At 65.1% G+C, this 16,417-nt stretch carries 13 protein-coding genes; 8 read left to right on the top strand and 5 right to left on the bottom strand.

Features of this window, described 5'->3' with window-relative positions; genetic code table 11:
• Positions 1–10: 10 nt before the first annotated feature.
• From CDO46_RS22785 to CDO46_RS22805, 5 genes are all read right to left on the bottom strand, one after another.
• Entirely contained in the window at positions 11–1,330 is a 1,320-nt protein-coding gene (locus tag CDO46_RS22785) for a 3-deoxy-D-manno-octulosonic acid transferase (protein WP_087840887.1), read from the bottom strand.
• Positions 1,330–2,307, bottom strand: a complete 978-nt coding sequence (gene waaC, locus CDO46_RS22790; RefSeq protein ID WP_087840888.1) for a lipopolysaccharide heptosyltransferase I — start codon at positions 2,305–2,307, stop codon at positions 1,330–1,332. The genes CDO46_RS22785 and waaC overlap by 1 nt, the downstream gene beginning before the upstream one ends.
• A 254-nt stretch (positions 2,308–2,561) precedes the next feature.
• Complete coding sequence (locus tag CDO46_RS22795; protein ID WP_087840889.1) at positions 2,562–2,852, bottom strand: nucleotidyltransferase family protein; 291 nt, start codon at positions 2,850–2,852, stop codon at positions 2,562–2,564.
• Positions 2,853–2,905: 53 nt separating this feature from the next.
• Complete coding sequence (gene pgi / locus CDO46_RS22800; protein WP_087840890.1) at positions 2,906–4,501, bottom strand: glucose-6-phosphate isomerase; 1,596 nt, start codon at positions 4,499–4,501, stop codon at positions 2,906–2,908.
• A gap of 11 nt (positions 4,502–4,512) precedes the next feature.
• Positions 4,513–5,919 carry a phosphomannomutase/phosphoglucomutase gene (locus CDO46_RS22805; protein ID WP_217896330.1) on the bottom strand — a complete coding sequence of 469 codons (1,407 nt, stop codon included), beginning with the start codon at positions 5,917–5,919 and terminating at the stop codon, positions 4,513–4,515.
• 355 nt (positions 5,920–6,274) lie between these two features.
• Between CDO46_RS22805 and CDO46_RS22810 the strand changes: the two genes are divergently transcribed.
• The 8 genes from CDO46_RS22810 to wecB all read left to right on the top strand — a co-directional run bounded on the left by CDO46_RS22810 (position 6,275) and on the right by wecB (position 16,413).
• Positions 6,275–7,372: a glycosyltransferase gene (locus CDO46_RS22810; protein WP_087840891.1), complete on the top strand. Its 1,098-nt coding sequence runs from the start codon at positions 6,275–6,277 to the stop codon at positions 7,370–7,372.
• 366 nt (positions 7,373–7,738) lie between these two features.
• Entirely contained in the window at positions 7,739–9,082 is a 1,344-nt protein-coding gene (gene glmM / locus CDO46_RS22815) for a phosphoglucosamine mutase (RefSeq protein ID WP_087840892.1), read from the top strand.
• 527 nt (positions 9,083–9,609) lie between these two features.
• Positions 9,610–11,544: a nucleoside-diphosphate sugar epimerase/dehydratase gene (locus CDO46_RS22820; RefSeq protein WP_254914656.1), complete on the top strand. Its 1,935-nt coding sequence runs from the start codon at positions 9,610–9,612 to the stop codon at positions 11,542–11,544.
• A 59-nt stretch (positions 11,545–11,603) separates the two neighbouring features.
• Entirely contained in the window at positions 11,604–12,200 is a 597-nt protein-coding gene (locus CDO46_RS22825) for a sugar transferase (protein WP_087840894.1), read from the top strand.
• Positions 12,197–12,838: an acetyltransferase gene (locus tag CDO46_RS22830; protein ID WP_087840895.1), complete on the top strand. Its 642-nt coding sequence runs from the start codon at positions 12,197–12,199 to the stop codon at positions 12,836–12,838. Before CDO46_RS22825 ends, CDO46_RS22830 begins: the two co-directional genes overlap by 4 nt.
• Complete coding sequence (locus CDO46_RS22835) at positions 12,832–14,010, top strand: DegT/DnrJ/EryC1/StrS aminotransferase family protein (RefSeq protein WP_087840896.1); 1,179 nt, start codon at positions 12,832–12,834, stop codon at positions 14,008–14,010. The genes CDO46_RS22830 and CDO46_RS22835 overlap by 7 nt, the downstream gene beginning before the upstream one ends.
• 19 nt (positions 14,011–14,029) lie before the next feature.
• Complete coding sequence (locus CDO46_RS22840; RefSeq protein ID WP_087840897.1) at positions 14,030–15,286, top strand: glycosyltransferase family 4 protein; 1,257 nt, start codon at positions 14,030–14,032, stop codon at positions 15,284–15,286.
• Positions 15,283–16,413 carry a non-hydrolyzing UDP-N-acetylglucosamine 2-epimerase gene (wecB, locus tag CDO46_RS22845; protein ID WP_087840898.1) on the top strand — a complete coding sequence of 377 codons (1,131 nt, stop codon included), beginning with the start codon at positions 15,283–15,285 and terminating at the stop codon, positions 16,411–16,413. Before CDO46_RS22840 ends, wecB begins: the two co-directional genes overlap by 4 nt.
• Positions 16,414–16,417: the final 4 nt, after the last annotated feature.

Here is a 16,417-nt window from a genome sequence, read left to right on the forward strand (position 1 = left end):
TCCATGGGCGTCACCCCAGCCAGGGCCCCACCGCCCGCATCACCCGCTGCGTCGCGCCGGTATGCGTGGCGCTGAACCGGCCCGCGGCGGCGCGCATGCCGGCGCGGCGGTCGCCGTCGTCGATCAGTTCCAGCGCGAGACGCCAGGCCGCCTGGGCGCTGTCCGCGCGCAATGCGGCGCCCGCTTCGATCGCATCTTCCGAGGCTTGCGCGAAATTGAAGGTATGCGGACCGACGATGACCGGCACGCCACAGGCGGCGGCCTCGATCAGGTTCTGCCCGCCCAGCGGCGCGAAGCTGCCCGCCACGATGGCGACGTCGGCGGCGGTGTAATAGAAAGGCATCTCGCCCAGGCTATCGCCCAGCAGCACGGCAGTGTCCTGGTCGACCGAACCGAACGGCATGCCGGACATGGTCGAACGGCGCCGCATCGACAGGCCCGCAGCCAGCACCATGGCCGCCACCTCGTCGAACCGCTGGGGATGCCGGGGAATCAGCACGGCCAGCGGCGCCAGGCCACCCTGCGTACGGGGCATGTCGCGCATGGCCGCCAGGATGGCCTCTTCCTCGCCCTCGCGCGTGCTGGCCCAGGCGATGACCGGCCGCCCCAGGCGCTGGCGCCACGCGGCGCCGGCCTGCATCAGGTCGTAGGGCAGTTGCAGGTCGAACTTCAAGTTGCCCACCACCTGCGGATCGCGCGCGCCCACCTGCCGCAGCCGCTCGGCGTCGGCCCGGGTCTGGGCCAGCACGGCGTCCAGGCGTCCATAGGTGCGGCGCGCCAGGCTGGCCACCCGCATGGTCTTGCGCGCGGAGGAAGCCGACAACCGCGCGCTGACCAGGGCGATCGGCACCGCGTAGCGCCGCGCGCCCGCCACCAGGTTGGGCCAGACCTCGGTCTCGACCAGCAGGCCGCAGCGCGGCGCGAAATACCGGTAGAAGCGGTGCACGGCGCCCGGCATGTCGTAGGGCAGCCAGGCCTGGCGCAACCTGCCCTGCACGATGTCCTGCTCGAACAGGCGCGCGCCTTCGGTGCGGCCGGTGGCCGTCATGTGGGTCAGCAGCACCGGCAGGCCCCGGTCCAGCAGTGCCCGGACCAGCGGCTGCGCCGCGCGCGTCTCGCCCAGGCTGACCGCATGCACCCAGACCGGCGCGGCGCGGAAACCGCCGCGCGCCGGCGCATGCCGGCCACTGCCGTAGAAGCCGAAGCGCTGGGCCGGATGGACGCCGTACACCGGCTCGCGCCGCGCACGGCGCCAGATACGCCACAACAGGAAGGGCGTGGCCAGCCGCCACAACGACGAATACAGGGCCTGCAGCACGGCGCCCCGCATCAACGCGCCGCTCCCGGCACGGCCGCTTCGGCCGGCAGGGCCTGGCCGATGGCCGCCAGCACCTGCTCGCACGAAGGCGGCGTCCCCCGCCCACCCAGGCTGGCCGTGAAGGCCGAACCCGTCACCGGCGCCAGCGCCGGATCGTAGTCCGCGTAGATGCCGATGGTGGGCCGCCCCAGCGCCCCGGCCAGGTGTGTCAGCCCGCTGTCCAGCCCCACCACCACCGATGCGCCCGCCAGCACGCCGGCCACCTCGGCCAGCCCCATGCGCGGCAGCGCCCGGGCGCCCGGAATGCCGGCGATCAGGCGCTGCGCCCGCGCCGCCTCGTCTTCGGTGCCCGCAAACACCAGCGGCGCATGCCCTGCCACCGCCAGCCGCTCCAGCACCATGCGCCACGACGTCTCGGCCCACAGCTTGGTCGGCCGGCTGGCCGACGGCATGATCGCGGCATAGCGCGCGGGCAAGCCCGCGGGCGGCTCGGCGCGGATGCCGAAATCCGGCGGTCCCGCCAGGTCGTATCCCAGCGCAAAGGCGGCCAGTTCCCGCATGCGCACCACTGCCGACTGCTCGAACACCACCCGATAGCGATGCTGATAGAAAAAGGATGCGAAGGGATCGCGCGCCGAACGCAGGTCACAGCCATGCAGCGGCCCGTTCGCCATGCGCGCCACCATCGCCGATTTCCAGAGCCCCTGCATGTCGATCACGGCGTCATACCGATGCTCGAGCAGCCGCTTGCGAAAGGCCGCCCGCTCGGCCCTTACCGATGCCGACCACCAGGTCTTGCGCCAACGGCGCAGCGCCACCGGAATGACGGCGTTCAGCCGCGGATGCAGGGCGGGGATGGCGGCGAATGCCTCTTCGGCCACCCAATCGACCTGCGCATCCGGCATGTGGCGGACGATATCGGAGACGGCGGGCAGCGCATGGACGATGTCGCCCATGGACGAGGTCTTGACGAGGAGAATACGGGGCACGGACGAAAGCCGGCGGGAACCGGCTGCGTGGAAAGGGCGGATTTTAACCGGAGGGAAGGACCCGATCCACCTGGGCGGTCATGGCCCCATCCCTTCAATGCCCCGGCCAGGGATACTGGTCAAGGCCTCCCGAACTTGAGCGTCGCGCCTCTGGTAGGCGAACGACAGAGGCAATTCCGGATGCGTCGCCGCAAATCGTTCGATGGCTTCTACGATATGCGTGAGATAGTCGACCAAGCGTTGCTGGTCACGAGTCATACCGGGCGAGCCTCCGCGAGCACCTTGGCCCGGAACCGATCTGGCAGCGCATTGGGAGTAAGAACATCCACAGGCACCCCCAACAGCTTGCCCAACTCGTGTCGGATCGCACCGATGTCAAATAGGGTCGTCTCCGGCGTCGGATCGATGAGGATGTCCAGGTCGCTGCTATCCGTATCCTTACCGCGCAGTACGGAGCCGAATACACGAGCATTGCGGGCGCGATGAGACTCGACCACACGCCGTATCGCGACGCGGTTCAAGGCCAGGGCTTCGGAGGGTTTCATACGCTCTCCCGCAACACAATGGTTTCACGATAGCCGAAAAGCGAGCACCTTGCCTACATCCCCCCATTGCCCCACTGCGCCACCCAATACGCCGTCGACGCGTCATGCCCGTCCGCCGTTCCCTTGCCGGCCAGTTCCCGGGCAATACCCGTGGCCAGGACCTTGCCGTACTCGACGCCCCACTGGTCGTAGGGGTTGATGCCCCACACCAGCCCCTGCACGAACACCTTGTGCTCGTACAGCGCCAGCAGCGCGCCCAGCGCATGCGCGCTCAGGCGCGGCAGCACGATCAGGGTGGAGGGCCGGCCACCGGGATGCGCCTTGTGGCGCGCCAGCCAGGCCGCGCGCGCGGGATCGCTTTCCTTGGACGCCAGCTCGGCCTCGAGTACGGGTGCGGACTTGCCGCGCAGCAGCGCCTCGCGCTGGGCCAGGCAATTGGCCACCAGCAACCGGTGGTGTTCCGGATAGGGGTGATCCGCCTCGCGGCAGATGATGAAATCCACCGGCGCGCCCTCCGGCCCCTGGTGCAGCCATTGGAAGAACGTATGCTGGCCGTCGGTGCCCGGCATGCCCCAGACCACCGGCCCGGTCGGCACGGTAACGGGCCTGCCCTCGAGGTCGACCGACTTGCCCAGCGACTCCATCTCCAGTTGCTGCAGATAGGGCACGAGATGAACCAGCCGCGCATCGTAGGGCGCGATGTTCAGCGAGGCATAGCCGAACACGTTGCGATTGGCCACCCCCGCCAGCGCCAGCTGCACCGGCGCATTGGCGGCCAGCGGCGCGTTCAGGAAATGCGCGTCCATGGCCGCCGCGCCCTGCAACAGCCCATCGAGCGCCTCGGCGCCCAGGGCCAGCGCAATCGGCAGCCCGATGGCCGACCAGACCGAATAGCGGCCGCCCGCCCAGTCCCAGAAGGTGAAGATGCGCTCGGGCGCCACGCCCATGTCCCGGGCCGCGTCGGGGTTGGCCGTCACGGCCACCACCTGCGACCACGGATCGGCGATGCCGGACTCGCGCAGCCAGCGCAGCGCGCAATCGGCGTTGCGCAGCGTCTCGGTCGTATTGAACGATTTGGACGACACCACCACCAGCGTGCGCCGGGGGTCGAGGCCGATCAGGCCGGCCTCGATGGCGTGGCCGTCGATATTGGACACGAAGCGCATCTGCCGGCGGGTACCCGCGTAGCCCAGCGCGGCCACCACCAGCTTGGGCCCCCAGTCGCTGCCGCCAATGCCGATGTGCACCACGCTGTCAAAGCGCCCTTCCGCGTCCACGTGGCGCACGAAGGCGCGCACGCGGTCGCGCTCGGCCAGCACCCGGCCCGCCACGCGCCCGGGCGGCTCTTCCGCCCGCAGCGCGGTGTGCCAGGCCGCGCGATTTTCCGTGCAATTGGCGATACCGCCTTCCAGCAGCCGCGCGCGCGCAGCCTCGAAGTCGCGGGCGGCCAGCAGCGCTGCGCCGGCCGCCGCCAGTTCGTCGGACTGCGCCTGGGTGCTCAGGTCCACCGACAGACCGGCCGCCTCCACCACCCGCAGCGTGCCCGCCCGGCGATCCGCCCGATGGGCGGCCTCGACGAAGGCGCGCCATTCGGTCGTCTCGGCCAACGGCGCAACGGACGCCAGATCGGCGGGAGCCCCTTCCTGCATGGCCTCCCTCCTTAGAACGGCAGCTTGGCGTCGGGGGCGACGCGCAGCAACTGCGTACGGAAATCCTGCTGGATGCGGGCCAGCGCGGCCTCGTCATCCGCCTCGAACCGCAGCACCACCACGGGCGTCGTGTTCGAAGGACGGGCCAGCCCGAAGCCATCCGCGTATTCCACCCGCACGCCGTCGATGGTGATGACCTCGCGCGCGCCGGTGAACTGCCCCTGCTGCTGCAGGCGCCTGACCACCTCGAACTGCTCGCCCTCGGCGGTCTCCATCTTCAGTTCGGGCGTGGACTTGGCCTGCGGCAAGGCTTCCAGCACGGCCGACGGATTGTCCGAGCGGGACACGATCTCCAACAACCGCGCGCCGGTATACAGGCCGTCATCGAAACCGTACCAGCGCTCCTTGAAGAAGATATGCCCGCTCATCTCGCCCGCCAGCGGCGCGCCGGTTTCCTTGAGCTTGGCCTTGACCAGCGAATGCCCGGTCTTCCACATCAGCGGCTTGCCGCCCGCGGCCTTCACTTCCTGCGCCACGTAGCGGCTGCACTTCACGTCATAGATGATCTCGGCGCCCGGATTGCGCGACAGCACGTCGCGCGCGAACAGGATCAACTGCCGGTCGGGCCAGATGATCTGCCCCGACTTCGTCACCACGCCCAGGCGGTCGCCATCGCCGTCGAAGGCCAGGCCGATCTCGCAATCGGTCTCGGCCAGGCAGCGGACCAGGTCTTCCAGGTTGTGCGGATCGGCCGGATCCGGATGGTGATTGGGGAAGGTACCGTCCACGTCGCAGTACAGCTCCACCACGTCGCAGCCCAGCGCCTTGAACAACTGCACCGCCACCGGACCGGCCACGCCGTTGCCCGCGTCCACCGCGATCTTCATCTTGCGGGCCAGCTTCACGTCGCCCACGATGCGCTGCAGGTATTCCGGCACCGCGTCCCATTCCTTGCGGGAACCCGGCGTGGCGGCGTCGCCGCCGACATTCCGCACCATGGGCTCGCGCAGCGCGGTAATGGCATCGCCGTACAGCGTCGTGCCGCCCAGCATCATCTTGAACCCGTTGTACTGCGGCGGATTGTGGCTGCCGGTAATCGCCACGCCCGACCCGGTGCCGCTGACGTTGGCCGCGTAATAGACCAGCGGCGTCGGCACCATGCCCACGTCCAGCACGTCGATGCCGCCGGCCATCAGCCCGGCCTGCAAGGCCCGCGACAGATCCGGTCCGCTCAGGCGCCCGTCGCGGCCGACCACCACCTGCCGCACGCCGGCCCGCTGCGCTTCCAGCGCCAGCGCCGCGCCCAGGCGACGCGCGAACTCCGGACTGAGCGGGGACGGGACCACGCCGCGGATGTCATAGGCCTTGAAGGCGGAAGCGGCGATGTCTGCGGGTGAAGATGAGACGTTGGTCCCCACGGGATGCTCCTGGTTCAGATTCGTTCGATGAGTCGCAGCGGTGCGATGCGCCCGCCAACCATGGGCAAAACGCGCAATCAGCACTCACTAACCAATTTAGGTGTCCATGCACCGCCTTTCCAGGCGATATAGTCCGGTGCAAACCCCGGAAAGTTCACCGAAACTATAGATGAAGTTAAGGTACGAAAACCCTGTTTTCTTGTATGACGTAACCCTGCGTAACGGCGCCACAATTATGCGATACCGCATGACACTTGCAATTGCGTGACACGACCCGGTTGCCGGATATACAAATAACAGGCTAAACAATCCTTTGCGCCGGCAACGGACCGGCGCCCACCTGCGGCAAGCGTGCATGCTCAATCTGACGATCAGTTTCATTGTTTCCCTACTCGTGACCATGTTCATCGTGCGCTTCGCCAACCGCGACAGCGCCGCGGCGGACCACGACCTGGACGGCGTCCAGAAATTCCACGTCCGGCCGGTGCCGCGGATAGGCGGCCTGGGCATCGTGACCGGCTGTACGGTGGCGGTCGCCGCCCTGACCTCGCGTGACTTCCCCCTGGCCATCGACCTCGCCCTGCTGTTGCTGTGCTCGGCCGTGGTCTTCGGGATCGGGCTGGCGGAAGACTTCACCAAGCGCATCAGCCCGACGCTCCGCCTGCTGTGCGCGTTCGCCGGGGCCGCGCTGGCGGCCGTCTTGCTGCAAGCCACCATCACCCGCATCGACATCCCCCTGGCCGACGCCTGGCTGGCCATCCCGGCGGTGGGCGGCCTGGCCGCCGTCGTCTGCGTGGGCGCGATGGTGAACGCCGTCAACATCATCGACGGCTTCAACGGACTGGCCGCCGCCGCGGCGCTCGCCATGTTCGCCTCGCTGGGATACGTGGCCTTCAAGGTCAACGATCCCCTCATCCTGGCCGGCTCGCTGCTCATGATCGGCGCCATCCTGGGGTTCCTGGTATGGAATTATCCCTACGGCCTGATTTTCCTGGGCGACGGCGGCGCCTATTTCCTGGGTTTCATGCTGGCCGAACTGGGCATTCTGCTGGTGGTCCGCAATCCCGCGGTCTCGGCCTGGTATCCCGCGCTGCTGTTCATCTACCCCATCTTCGAGACGCTATTTTCCATATATCGAAAGAAATATCTGCGCGGCATGTCGCCCAGCCTGCCGGACGGCGTGCACCTGCACATGCTGATCTACAAACGGGTCATCCGCTGGGCCATCGGCACCCGCAACGCGCAGTTGCTGACCCAGCGCAACGCCGTCACGTCCCCTTATTTGTGGGCGCTCAGCCTGGTCGCCATCGTCCCGGCCACCGTGTTCTGGGACCGGGGACTAGCGTTAATGCTATTTCTCGTTGTGTTCATTGCTGTCTATACTTGGCTGTATACAGCCATCGTGCGCTTTCGCACGCCCAGGTGGCTCGTCCTGCACCGGTCCAGGGAATGACGCCAGCGCGGAGACTTTCCCAGATGGGCAAAGACCGCAAATCTCCGAACATTAGTTAAACAGCGTAACAAATTGTAAACGCTGTCATCCCCGGGGGCCCGGTGCGCGGCCCCCCGGGCATTACCCCATTCTAGGGACCATCTCCCGTATTTTGTTACATAGCGGAAGTGGAGTGTCATACTTCCCCGCCTATGCTGTCGTCCGTGTGGCTTGCGTTGGCTAAACGGCAGATTTCCATAAAAGCCGTAGTGGGGAATCATGGCGGCCTGTCTCTACCGGTGCTCCGATAAAAAGGAACGCCAGGCGTCGCTTTCCTCGTCAACCAAGCAAAGAAGCATGAGGCAATAAGAACGCACGGAAGAAATCATGGCTGCAACACAAGTTAAATATTTCGGCACCGATGGCATCCGGGGCAAAGTGGGCGGCGCGGTCATCAATCCCGCCTTCGCCCTGCGCCTGGGCCACGCCGCCGGCCAGGTCCTCCTGGCCCAAGCCCCGCGCGGGCACCGCCCGTCCGTCCTGATCGGCAAGGACACCCGCATCTCCGGCTACATGCTCGAATCCGCGCTGGAAGCCGGCCTTTCCGCCGCCGGCGTGGACGTCGTCCTGGCCGGCCCCATTCCCACCCCCGCCGTCGCCTACCTGACCCGCGCGCTGCGCCTGTCCGCCGGCATCGTCATCAGCGCCTCGCACAACCCCTTCGACGACAACGGCATCAAATTCTTCTCGGCCCAGGGCAGCAAATTCCCCGACCAGACCGAACAGGCCATCGAAGCCGCGCTGGACCAGCCCATGGGCTGCACGCCTTCCGAAGGGCTGGGCCGGGTCAAGCGCCTGGACGACGCCGCCGGCCGCTACATCGAGTTCTGCAAGGCCAGCTTCCCCCCGGACATGGACCTGAACGGCCTGCGCATCGTGGTCGACGCCGCCCACGGCGCCGCCTACCACATCGCCCCCAACGTATTCCGGGAACTGGGCGCCACGGTCATCACCATCGGCTGCGAGCCCAACGGCTTCAACATCAACGAAAAAGTGGGCGCCACCCACCCGGAAACCCTGGCCGAGAAGGTCAAGGAACACCGCGCCGACCTGGGCGTGGCCCTGGACGGCGACGCCGACCGGCTGCAAATGGTCGATGCCAGCGGCCGGATGTACAACGGCGACGAGCTGCTGTACGTGATCGTGCGCGACCGCATGACCCAGGGCCCGGTGGCCGGCGTGGCGGGCACCGTCATGACCAACTACGCCTTCGAGCGCCGCATGGCCGAACTGGACATCCCGTTCGTGCGCACCCCCGTTGGCGACAAGAACGTGATGCAAGCCCTGCAGGACAAGGGCTGGCTATTCGGCGGCGAAAGCTCCGGCCACATCCTGTGCCTGGACCGCCACTCCACCGGCGACGGCGTCATCGCCGCGCTCCAGGTCATGGCCGCCATGCGCCGCAGCGGCAAGGGCCTGCCGGCCTTGACCTCGGAACTGCATCTGCTGCCGCAGAAGCTGGTGAACGTGAAACTGCAACCCGACCTGGAATGGGAATCCCATCCCGGCCTGGCCGCGGCCTACCGCGAGGTCTCCGCCACGCTACAGGGCCGTGGCCGGGTCCTGATCCGCCCCTCGGGCACCGAGCCCAAGCTCCGCCTGATGGTGGAAGCCGACGAGGAAATGCTGGCGGTCCGGTGCGTGGACCGGCTGGCCACCAGCCTGGCCTGATCCGTCATTCGATTGCCCGGATTCGTAATATCCATACATATATTACGAATCCGGGGGGCGGCAAGACCGGGACAGCAAGGCAAATAAAGAGAGGAGCAGGAAATCGACGAAGCAATCAGGCAACCGGCACATGATCGCTACGTTTTGTATTTCTCAAAAATGAGATTGACCATTTCGCGCATGCACAAACTGATGCAATCTTTTTCCGGTTTTCCACGATAGGCGCATCGCGACATGCTAATCTTTCAGACCGTCCAGAATCCGCCAGTAAGACCGCATGCCGGCTTTCCGCAATCCCCCAAACCGGGGATTGATGCAACTGGACGCGCCAACCAAAATACCGCCGCCGCACTACCGAGTGCCAACTGTCTTCCTGCCGGGCAGTCGATGGGGAACGAGTCGCAAAGGGGTGTGTATCCCCCGGGGGCCGGACTCGCGATCCGCGATCGGATTGGTACAAGGTAATCATGCAGACGAAACTACGCGATTTTCTTCTTTCCCTTTCCCGGCCGCAAAAAATCGCGGTCATGGTCATCGCTGATGCAATCGCGCTGCCCGCGAGCCTGATCGCAGCGTTCTACCTGCGGCTGGGCGATGCGGTCATCCTGCAGCGCTACGGCATCAGCGCGCCCATCATCATGGCGCTGGCCGCGATTCCCGTTTTCTACCTGTGCGGCCTGTATCGCAACGTGGTGCGCTACATGGATATTTCCATGCTGCGCTCCACGGGTATCGGCCTGGCCGCGCTGGCCATCGGCACCTATATCGGATGCCTGCTGTTCAACATGCCGGCGCCGCCGCGAGGCACGCTGCTGATCTACTGGTTCATCGCCTTCTCGTACGTCGTCATTTCCCGCTTCGGCGCGCGCCACCTGCTGCGCACGCCGCTGCGCCAGCACATCGTGGCGCCGCGTGTCGCCATCTACGGCGCCGGGGAAGCCGGCTTCCAGCTGGCTGTGGCCATGCGCACCAGCCACGCCTACACGCCCATCTGCTTCTTCGACGACGACAAGCGCCTGGCCAACCGGCACGTGGGCGGCCTGCGCGTCTATGCGCTCAGCCGGCTCAACGACATCGTGCGCAAGCACGAGATCCAGCAGATCATCCTGGCCATTCCCTCGGCATCGCCCGAGCGCCGGCGCACCATCGTCAACCGTTTGTCCAGCCTGGGCATCCCGGTGCGCACCCTGCCCACCATGGCGGAAATGGTGGAAGGCAAGGTGCTGGAAAGCGCCATCCGCGAAATCCAGGTCGAAGACTTGCTGGGCCGCAAGCCCGTCCCGCCGCGGCGCGACCTGTTTTCCAAATGCGTCACCGGCAAGTCGGTGCTGGTCACGGGCGCCGGCGGCTCCATAGGCAGCGAACTGTGCCGCCAGATCGAGTCGCAGAAACCCGACCATCTCGTCCTGCTGGACCATTCCGAATACGCGCTGTACGCCATCGAGCACGAACTGCGCGAGCGCTTCCCCGCCACCCAGTTGTCGGCCTACATGGGCAGCGTGTGCGACACCGAACTGGTCAGCCGCATCGTGCGCGAGCACCGCGTCGACACCATCTACCATGCCGCCGCCTACAAGCACGTGCCGCTGGTGGAAAACAACATGGCCGCCGGCATACGCAACAACGTGCTGGGCACCTGGTCCGTGGCCATGGCCGCCGCCCAGAACAATGTCGAGACCTGCGTCCTGATCTCCACCGACAAGGCCGTGCGCCCGCCCAACGTCATGGGCGCCAGCAAGCGCTGCGCCGAACTCATCTTCCAGGCCTTCGCCCTGCGGCCCAACAACCGCACCGTATTCAGCATGGTGCGCTTCGGCAACGTGCTGGGCTCGTCCGGATCGGTCGTGCCGCTGTTCCGCAACCAGATCCAGCGCGGCGGCCCCATCACGGTCACCCATGCCGACGTCACCCGCTACTTCATGCTGATCCCCGAGGCAGCGCAGCTCGTCATCCAGGCCGGCGCCATGGCCCGCGGCGGCGAAGTCTTCGTGCTGGACATGGGCGAACCGGTCAAGATCATTGACCTGGCCCGCACCATGATCCAGATGTCGGGGCTGAGCGAGAAAAACGCGGACAGCCCCAACGGCCACATCGAAATCAAGGTCGTGGGCCTGCGGCCAGGGGAAAAGCTGTACGAGGAACTGCTGATAGGCGGGGACACCATCCCCAGCGATCATCCTCGTATCCTGTGCTCGCGCGAACACTATCTGACACTGGGGCAGCTCGAATCGCTGTTGGAAGCCTTGCATACGGCCTGCGACAGCGGGTCTGCCCTGGACATCCGCCTGGCATTGCAGAAGCTGGTACCGGAATACACGCCCTATTCGCTGCTGAGCGACAGGCCGGCCGGACAAGACGAGCTTCCAGCCAGCCCGGCCAGCGTTCGGGAAAACAAGGCGGCACGGACCGCCCTGGCCTCGTACGAAAGCAAACGAGACGTCGCCGTAGGCCATCCGGCCTAAGCCTCTCTCTATACTGGACCGCAACCGTATCCACAGCCTTCGCCCGAAGGCCCTTTTTCATGGCAAAACGCGCATTCGACATCACCCTGGCGGCAATCGCCCTTCTCCTGCTCAGCCCCGTCATCCTGGTGTTGTGCGTCGCGATCCGGCGGAAGCTGGGCTCGCCGGTCTTCTTCCGCCAAGTCCGCCCCGGCCTGAACGGCAAGCCCTTCCAGATGATCAAGTTCCGCTCCATGCGCGACGCGACAGGCCCGGATGGCCAGCCGCTGCCGGATGACCAGCGGCTGACCTCGTTCGGCAAACGCCTGCGGAGCACCAGCCTGGACGAACTGCCCGAGCTCTGGAACGTGCTGCGCGGGGACATGAGCCTGGTCGGCCCGCGCCCGCTGCTGATGGAATATCTGCCCTTGTATGACCAGCACCAGATGCGCCGCCACGAAGTCCGGCCTGGAGTAACGGGCTGGGCCCAGGTGAACGGCCGCAACGCCCTGTCGTGGCCGCAGAAATTCGAACTGGACGTCTGGTACGTGGACAACCGCTCGCTGTGGCTGGACATGAAGATCCTGTGGATGACCGTGCGCAAGGTACTGGTGCGCGAAGGCATCAGCGCCGACGGCCAGGCCACCATGGAACGCTTCCGAGGCAACAACCCATGAAACGGCTAGCCATACTGGGCGCGGGCGGCCACGGTCGCGTGGTGGCCGACGCGGCGGAAGCCAGTGGGGAATGGCAGGAAATCGTCTTCTTCGACGACGCCTGGCCGCAGCGGAAGGCCAGCGGCCCCTGGCCCATCGTCGGCAACCTGGCGGCCCTGCTCCAGCAGTGCCAGGAGTTCGACGGCGTCGTGGTCGGCATAGGCGCCAATCGCGTGCGGCTGTCCAATACGGAAGCACTGGCCGCCGCGGGCGCCCGCCTGGCCACCATTATTCATCCGCGCGCCACAATCAGCCGCCATGCTGGCGTGGGCGCGGGCAGCGTCGTGTTCGCCGGTGCCGTGGTCAACATAGGCGCCCGCATTGGGCAAGCCTGCATCATCAACACCGCCGCTACCGTGGACCACGACTGCCAAGTGGCCGACGGCGTCCACATCAGCCCCGGCGCCAACCTGGCGGGCGGCGTCACCGTAGGCACCTGCAGCTGGATAGGCGCCAACGCCGGCATCCGCCAGCAAATATCCATAGGTGCCCATGCCGTGATAGGCGTGGGCGCCGTCGTCGTCAGCCCCCAACCGGACGGAATCACCGCCGCGGGCAACCCGGCCAAAGATTTGAACAGGACCACGCCAACATGCTGAATACCCCCTTTTCCCCCTGGCCCTCCTTCACGGAAGAAGAGGCGGACGCCGTCAAGCGGGTGCTGCTGTCCAACAAGGTCAACTACTGGACCGGGCAGGAATGCCGCGAATTCGAAAAGGAATTCGCGGCGTGGTGCCATACGGAACATGCCATCGCGCTGGCCAACGGAACGGTGGCGCTGGACCTGGCCTTGAAGGCGCTGGACATCGGTCCTGGCGACGACGTGATCGTCACCCCGCGCACCTTCCTGGCATCGGCCTCGAGCATCGTCAACGCCGGCGCGCGGCCCGTATTCGCCGACGTGGACCTGGACAGCCAGAACATCACCGCGGAAAGCATCCGCGAGGTCCTGACCCCCAACACCCGTGCCGTGATCTGCGTCCACCTGGCCGGCTGGCCCTGCGAAATGGACCCGATCATGGCCCTGGCCGAGGAAAAGGGCTTCTTCGTGATCGAGGATTGCGCGCAGGCCCATGGGGCCAAGTACAAAGGCCGCCCGGTCGGCAGCATCGGCCACATCGGCGCCTGGTCCTTCTGCCAGGACAAGATCATGACCACCGGCGGCGAAGGCGGCATGGTCACGACCAATGACCGCGCGCTGTGGGCCAAGATGTGGGCGTACAAGGATCACGGCAAATCGTGGGAAGCGGTGTACGAACGGCAGCATCCCCCGGGATTCCGGTGGGTGCACGATTCCTTCGGCACCAATTGGCGAATGATCGAAATGCAAGGCGCCATCGGCCGGATCCAACTGCGCCGCATGGCCGAATGGACCAAACAACGCCAAGCTTACGCCGCGCAGATCAATAAGGCAGCGAATCCCTACGCTTGCGTTCGTATTCCCCAAGTGCCAGACCACGTCGACCACGCCGCGTACAAACACTACCTGTTCGTCAAGCCGGAGCAACTGGCGGACGGATGGACGCGCGACGGCATCGTCCAGGCACTGACCGAAAAGGGCATCCCCTGCTACCAGGGCTCCTGCTCGGAGGTCTACCTGGAAAAAGCCTTCGACGGGACGGACTATCGCCCATCGCGCCGCCTGCCTCATGCGATGGAACTGGGCGAAACCAGCCTGATGTTCCTGGTTCATCCGACGCTTACGCCTGCGGAAATCGAACGAACCTGCGCCGCGCTATCCGAAACGCTGCGGCAGGCGACTCGCACCTAACCCGCAGGCCCTGTACCCGATGAAAGTTCTTTATTTCCATCAGCACTTTTCCACCCCGAAGGGAGCAGCCGGAATACGCTCGTACGAAATGGCCAAGCGCCTGGTCGAGCGTGGTCATGAAGTCTGCATGGTCTGCGGCAGCTACAAGGGCGGTACGACCGGCCTGACAGGACCGTTCGTGCGCGGCAAGCGCCGAGGCACCATCCAGCCCGGCCTGGAGGTGGTGGAGTTCGACCTGTCCTACGGCAACTCGGACGGATTCATCAAGCGCACCGCCACGTTCCTGCGCTTCGCCCTGCGTAGCGTGGCTATCGCCCTGACCGAGCGCTACGACCTGGTCTTTGCCACGACGACGCCGCTTACCGCCGGGATTCCCGGCATCTTCGCGCGCTGGCTGCGCGGCAAACCGTTCGTATTCGAAGTACGCGACCTCTGGCCCGAACTACCCAAGGCCATGGGGGTGATCCGCAACCCGGTTGTCCTGTCCGGCATGTCCGTGCTTGAATGGGCAAGCTACAAGTCGGCCCATAGGCTGATCGGACTTTCGCCGGGCATCGTGGATGGCATTGCCCATCGCGGGATACCTCGATCGAGCATTGCCCTGATTCCGAACGGATGCGACATCGATATCTTCGGCGCGAATCCCGAACCTTGGCGCCCGGAAGGCGTCGCCGATACCGACCTGCTCGCGGTATTCGCCGGCACGCACGGCAAGGCCAACGGCCTGGACGCGGTACTGGATGCCGCCGCTGAACTGCAGCGGCGAGGACGACAAGACATCAAAATCCTGCTCGTGGGACAAGGCGCAACGAAGCAAGGCTTGATGCAAAAAGCCGAGACGCTTCAGTTGAACAACGTCATATTCCATGACCCCGTCAACAAGACCCGCCTGGCGGGCTTGATGGCCGCCACAGATATAGGCCTCCAGACCCTGGCCAACGTTCCCGCTTTTTACTATGGGACCTCGCCCAACAAGTTCTTCGACTATCTGGCTTCGGGCTTGCCTGTACTGAATAATTACCCGGGGTGGCTGGCCGAGGTCATCGCCAAACACCAATGTGGATTCGCGGTGCCTCCCGACAACCCCGCCGCCTTCGCCGATGCCCTGGAACAGGCCGCAGATGGGCGAGAGGCGCTGGCACAAATGGGGCAACGCGCCTTGGCACTCGCCAAAGCGCAATTCGACCGCAAGATTCTTAGCAACCAATTCGTCGATTGGCTCGAATACGGAAGAATCACCAAGGCCGATCAAGGAAGCAGGGAGTTCGTCAAGTGAAAACACTGTGTGTCTTTGGCACGCGTCCAGAGGCCATCAAGATGGCTCCTCTTGTCCAGGCTCTTGCCATGGACAAGAGATTTGAAGCGAAAGTGTGCGTGACCGGGCAGCATAGAGAAATGCTAGACCAGGTCCTTGACCTCTTTGCAATCAAGCCGGATTACGATCTGAACATCATGAAGGCCGGACAGGATCTGACCGATGTCAGCACCGCCATCCTTCAAGGCATGAAAAGCGTGTTCGCCGAGTTCAAACCAGACGTCGTGCTGGTACATGGGGATACCGCCACGACGCTTGCAGTCAGTCTCGCTTCGTATTACCAGCAGATTCCTGTCGGACACGTAGAAGCTGGCTTGCGCACAGGCAATCTCTACTCACCATGGCCGGAAGAAGGAAACAGAAAGCTGACCGGCGCCTTGGCTCGCTTCCACTTTGCGCCAACGGACACCTCACGCAAGAATCTTCTACGAGAAGGCGTAGCCGATAACACGATTCATGTTACCGGTAATACGGTTATCGACGCCCTGCTGGAAGTAGTCGATAAGCTGCAGCGCGACGACAAGCTGCAAAAAACCTTTGGCTCTCAATTCTCTTATCTCGATACCTATTCTCGCCTCGTCCTTGTAACGGGACATCGTCGCGAGAGCTTTGGGGGAGGATTCGAGCGCATTTGTACAGCGTTGGCCCGGATTGCGGAAGAGTTTCCCGACGTGGGCATCCTATATCCCGTTCACCTCAATCCGAATGTACGGGAACCCGTGAACAGGCTGCTTACCGATATTCCCAACGTTCATCTTATCGAGCCCCTCGAGTACCTTCCGTTCGTCTATCTCATGCATCGCTCCGCCCTGATTCTTACGGACTCCGGCGGTATCCAGGAGGAAGCGCCTTCCCTTGGCAAGCCCGTGCTTGTCATGCGCGACACGACGGAACGGCCGGAAGCCGTGGAAGCAGGAACGGTCAGACTTGTAGGCACAGACGCGGACAACATCGTGCGCCACGTCAGTGAACTGCTGAAAAACAAGCAGGCCTATGACAGCATGGCGTACGCGCATAATCCCTACGGCGACGGTAAGGCGTGCGCACGGATTGTCGACGCACTGCTGGATCGGAAGACTCAGATTTAATTCA

The sequence above is a fragment of the Pigmentiphaga sp. NML030171 genome (assembly GCF_002188635.1).
Taxonomy (GTDB): Bacteria; Pseudomonadota; Gammaproteobacteria; order Burkholderiales; family Burkholderiaceae_B; genus Pigmentiphaga; species Pigmentiphaga daeguensis.

Coding starts and splice junctions, on each gene's coding strand:
- CDO46_RS22785 (WP_087840887.1), bottom strand. CDS start 1,330: ATGCGGGGCGCCGTGCTGCAGGCCCTGTATTCGTCGTTGTGGCGGCTG.
- CDO46_RS22795 (WP_087840889.1), bottom strand. CDS start 2,852: ATGAAACCCTCCGAAGCCCTGGCCTTGAACCGCGTCGCGATACGGCGT.
- pgi (WP_087840890.1), bottom strand. CDS start 4,501: ATGCAGGAAGGGGCTCCCGCCGATCTGGCGTCCGTTGCGCCGTTGGCC.
- CDO46_RS22810 (WP_087840891.1), top strand. CDS start 6,275: ATGCTCAATCTGACGATCAGTTTCATTGTTTCCCTACTCGTGACCATG.
- glmM (WP_087840892.1), top strand. CDS start 7,739: ATGGCTGCAACACAAGTTAAATATTTCGGCACCGATGGCATCCGGGGC.
- CDO46_RS22820 (WP_254914656.1), top strand. CDS start 9,610: ATGGTCATCGCTGATGCAATCGCGCTGCCCGCGAGCCTGATCGCAGCG.
- CDO46_RS22825 (WP_087840894.1), top strand. CDS start 11,604: ATGGCAAAACGCGCATTCGACATCACCCTGGCGGCAATCGCCCTTCTC.
- CDO46_RS22830 (WP_087840895.1), top strand. CDS start 12,197: ATGAAACGGCTAGCCATACTGGGCGCGGGCGGCCACGGTCGCGTGGTG.
- CDO46_RS22835 (WP_087840896.1), top strand. CDS start 12,832: ATGCTGAATACCCCCTTTTCCCCCTGGCCCTCCTTCACGGAAGAAGAG.
- CDO46_RS22840 (WP_087840897.1), top strand. CDS start 14,030: ATGAAAGTTCTTTATTTCCATCAGCACTTTTCCACCCCGAAGGGAGCA.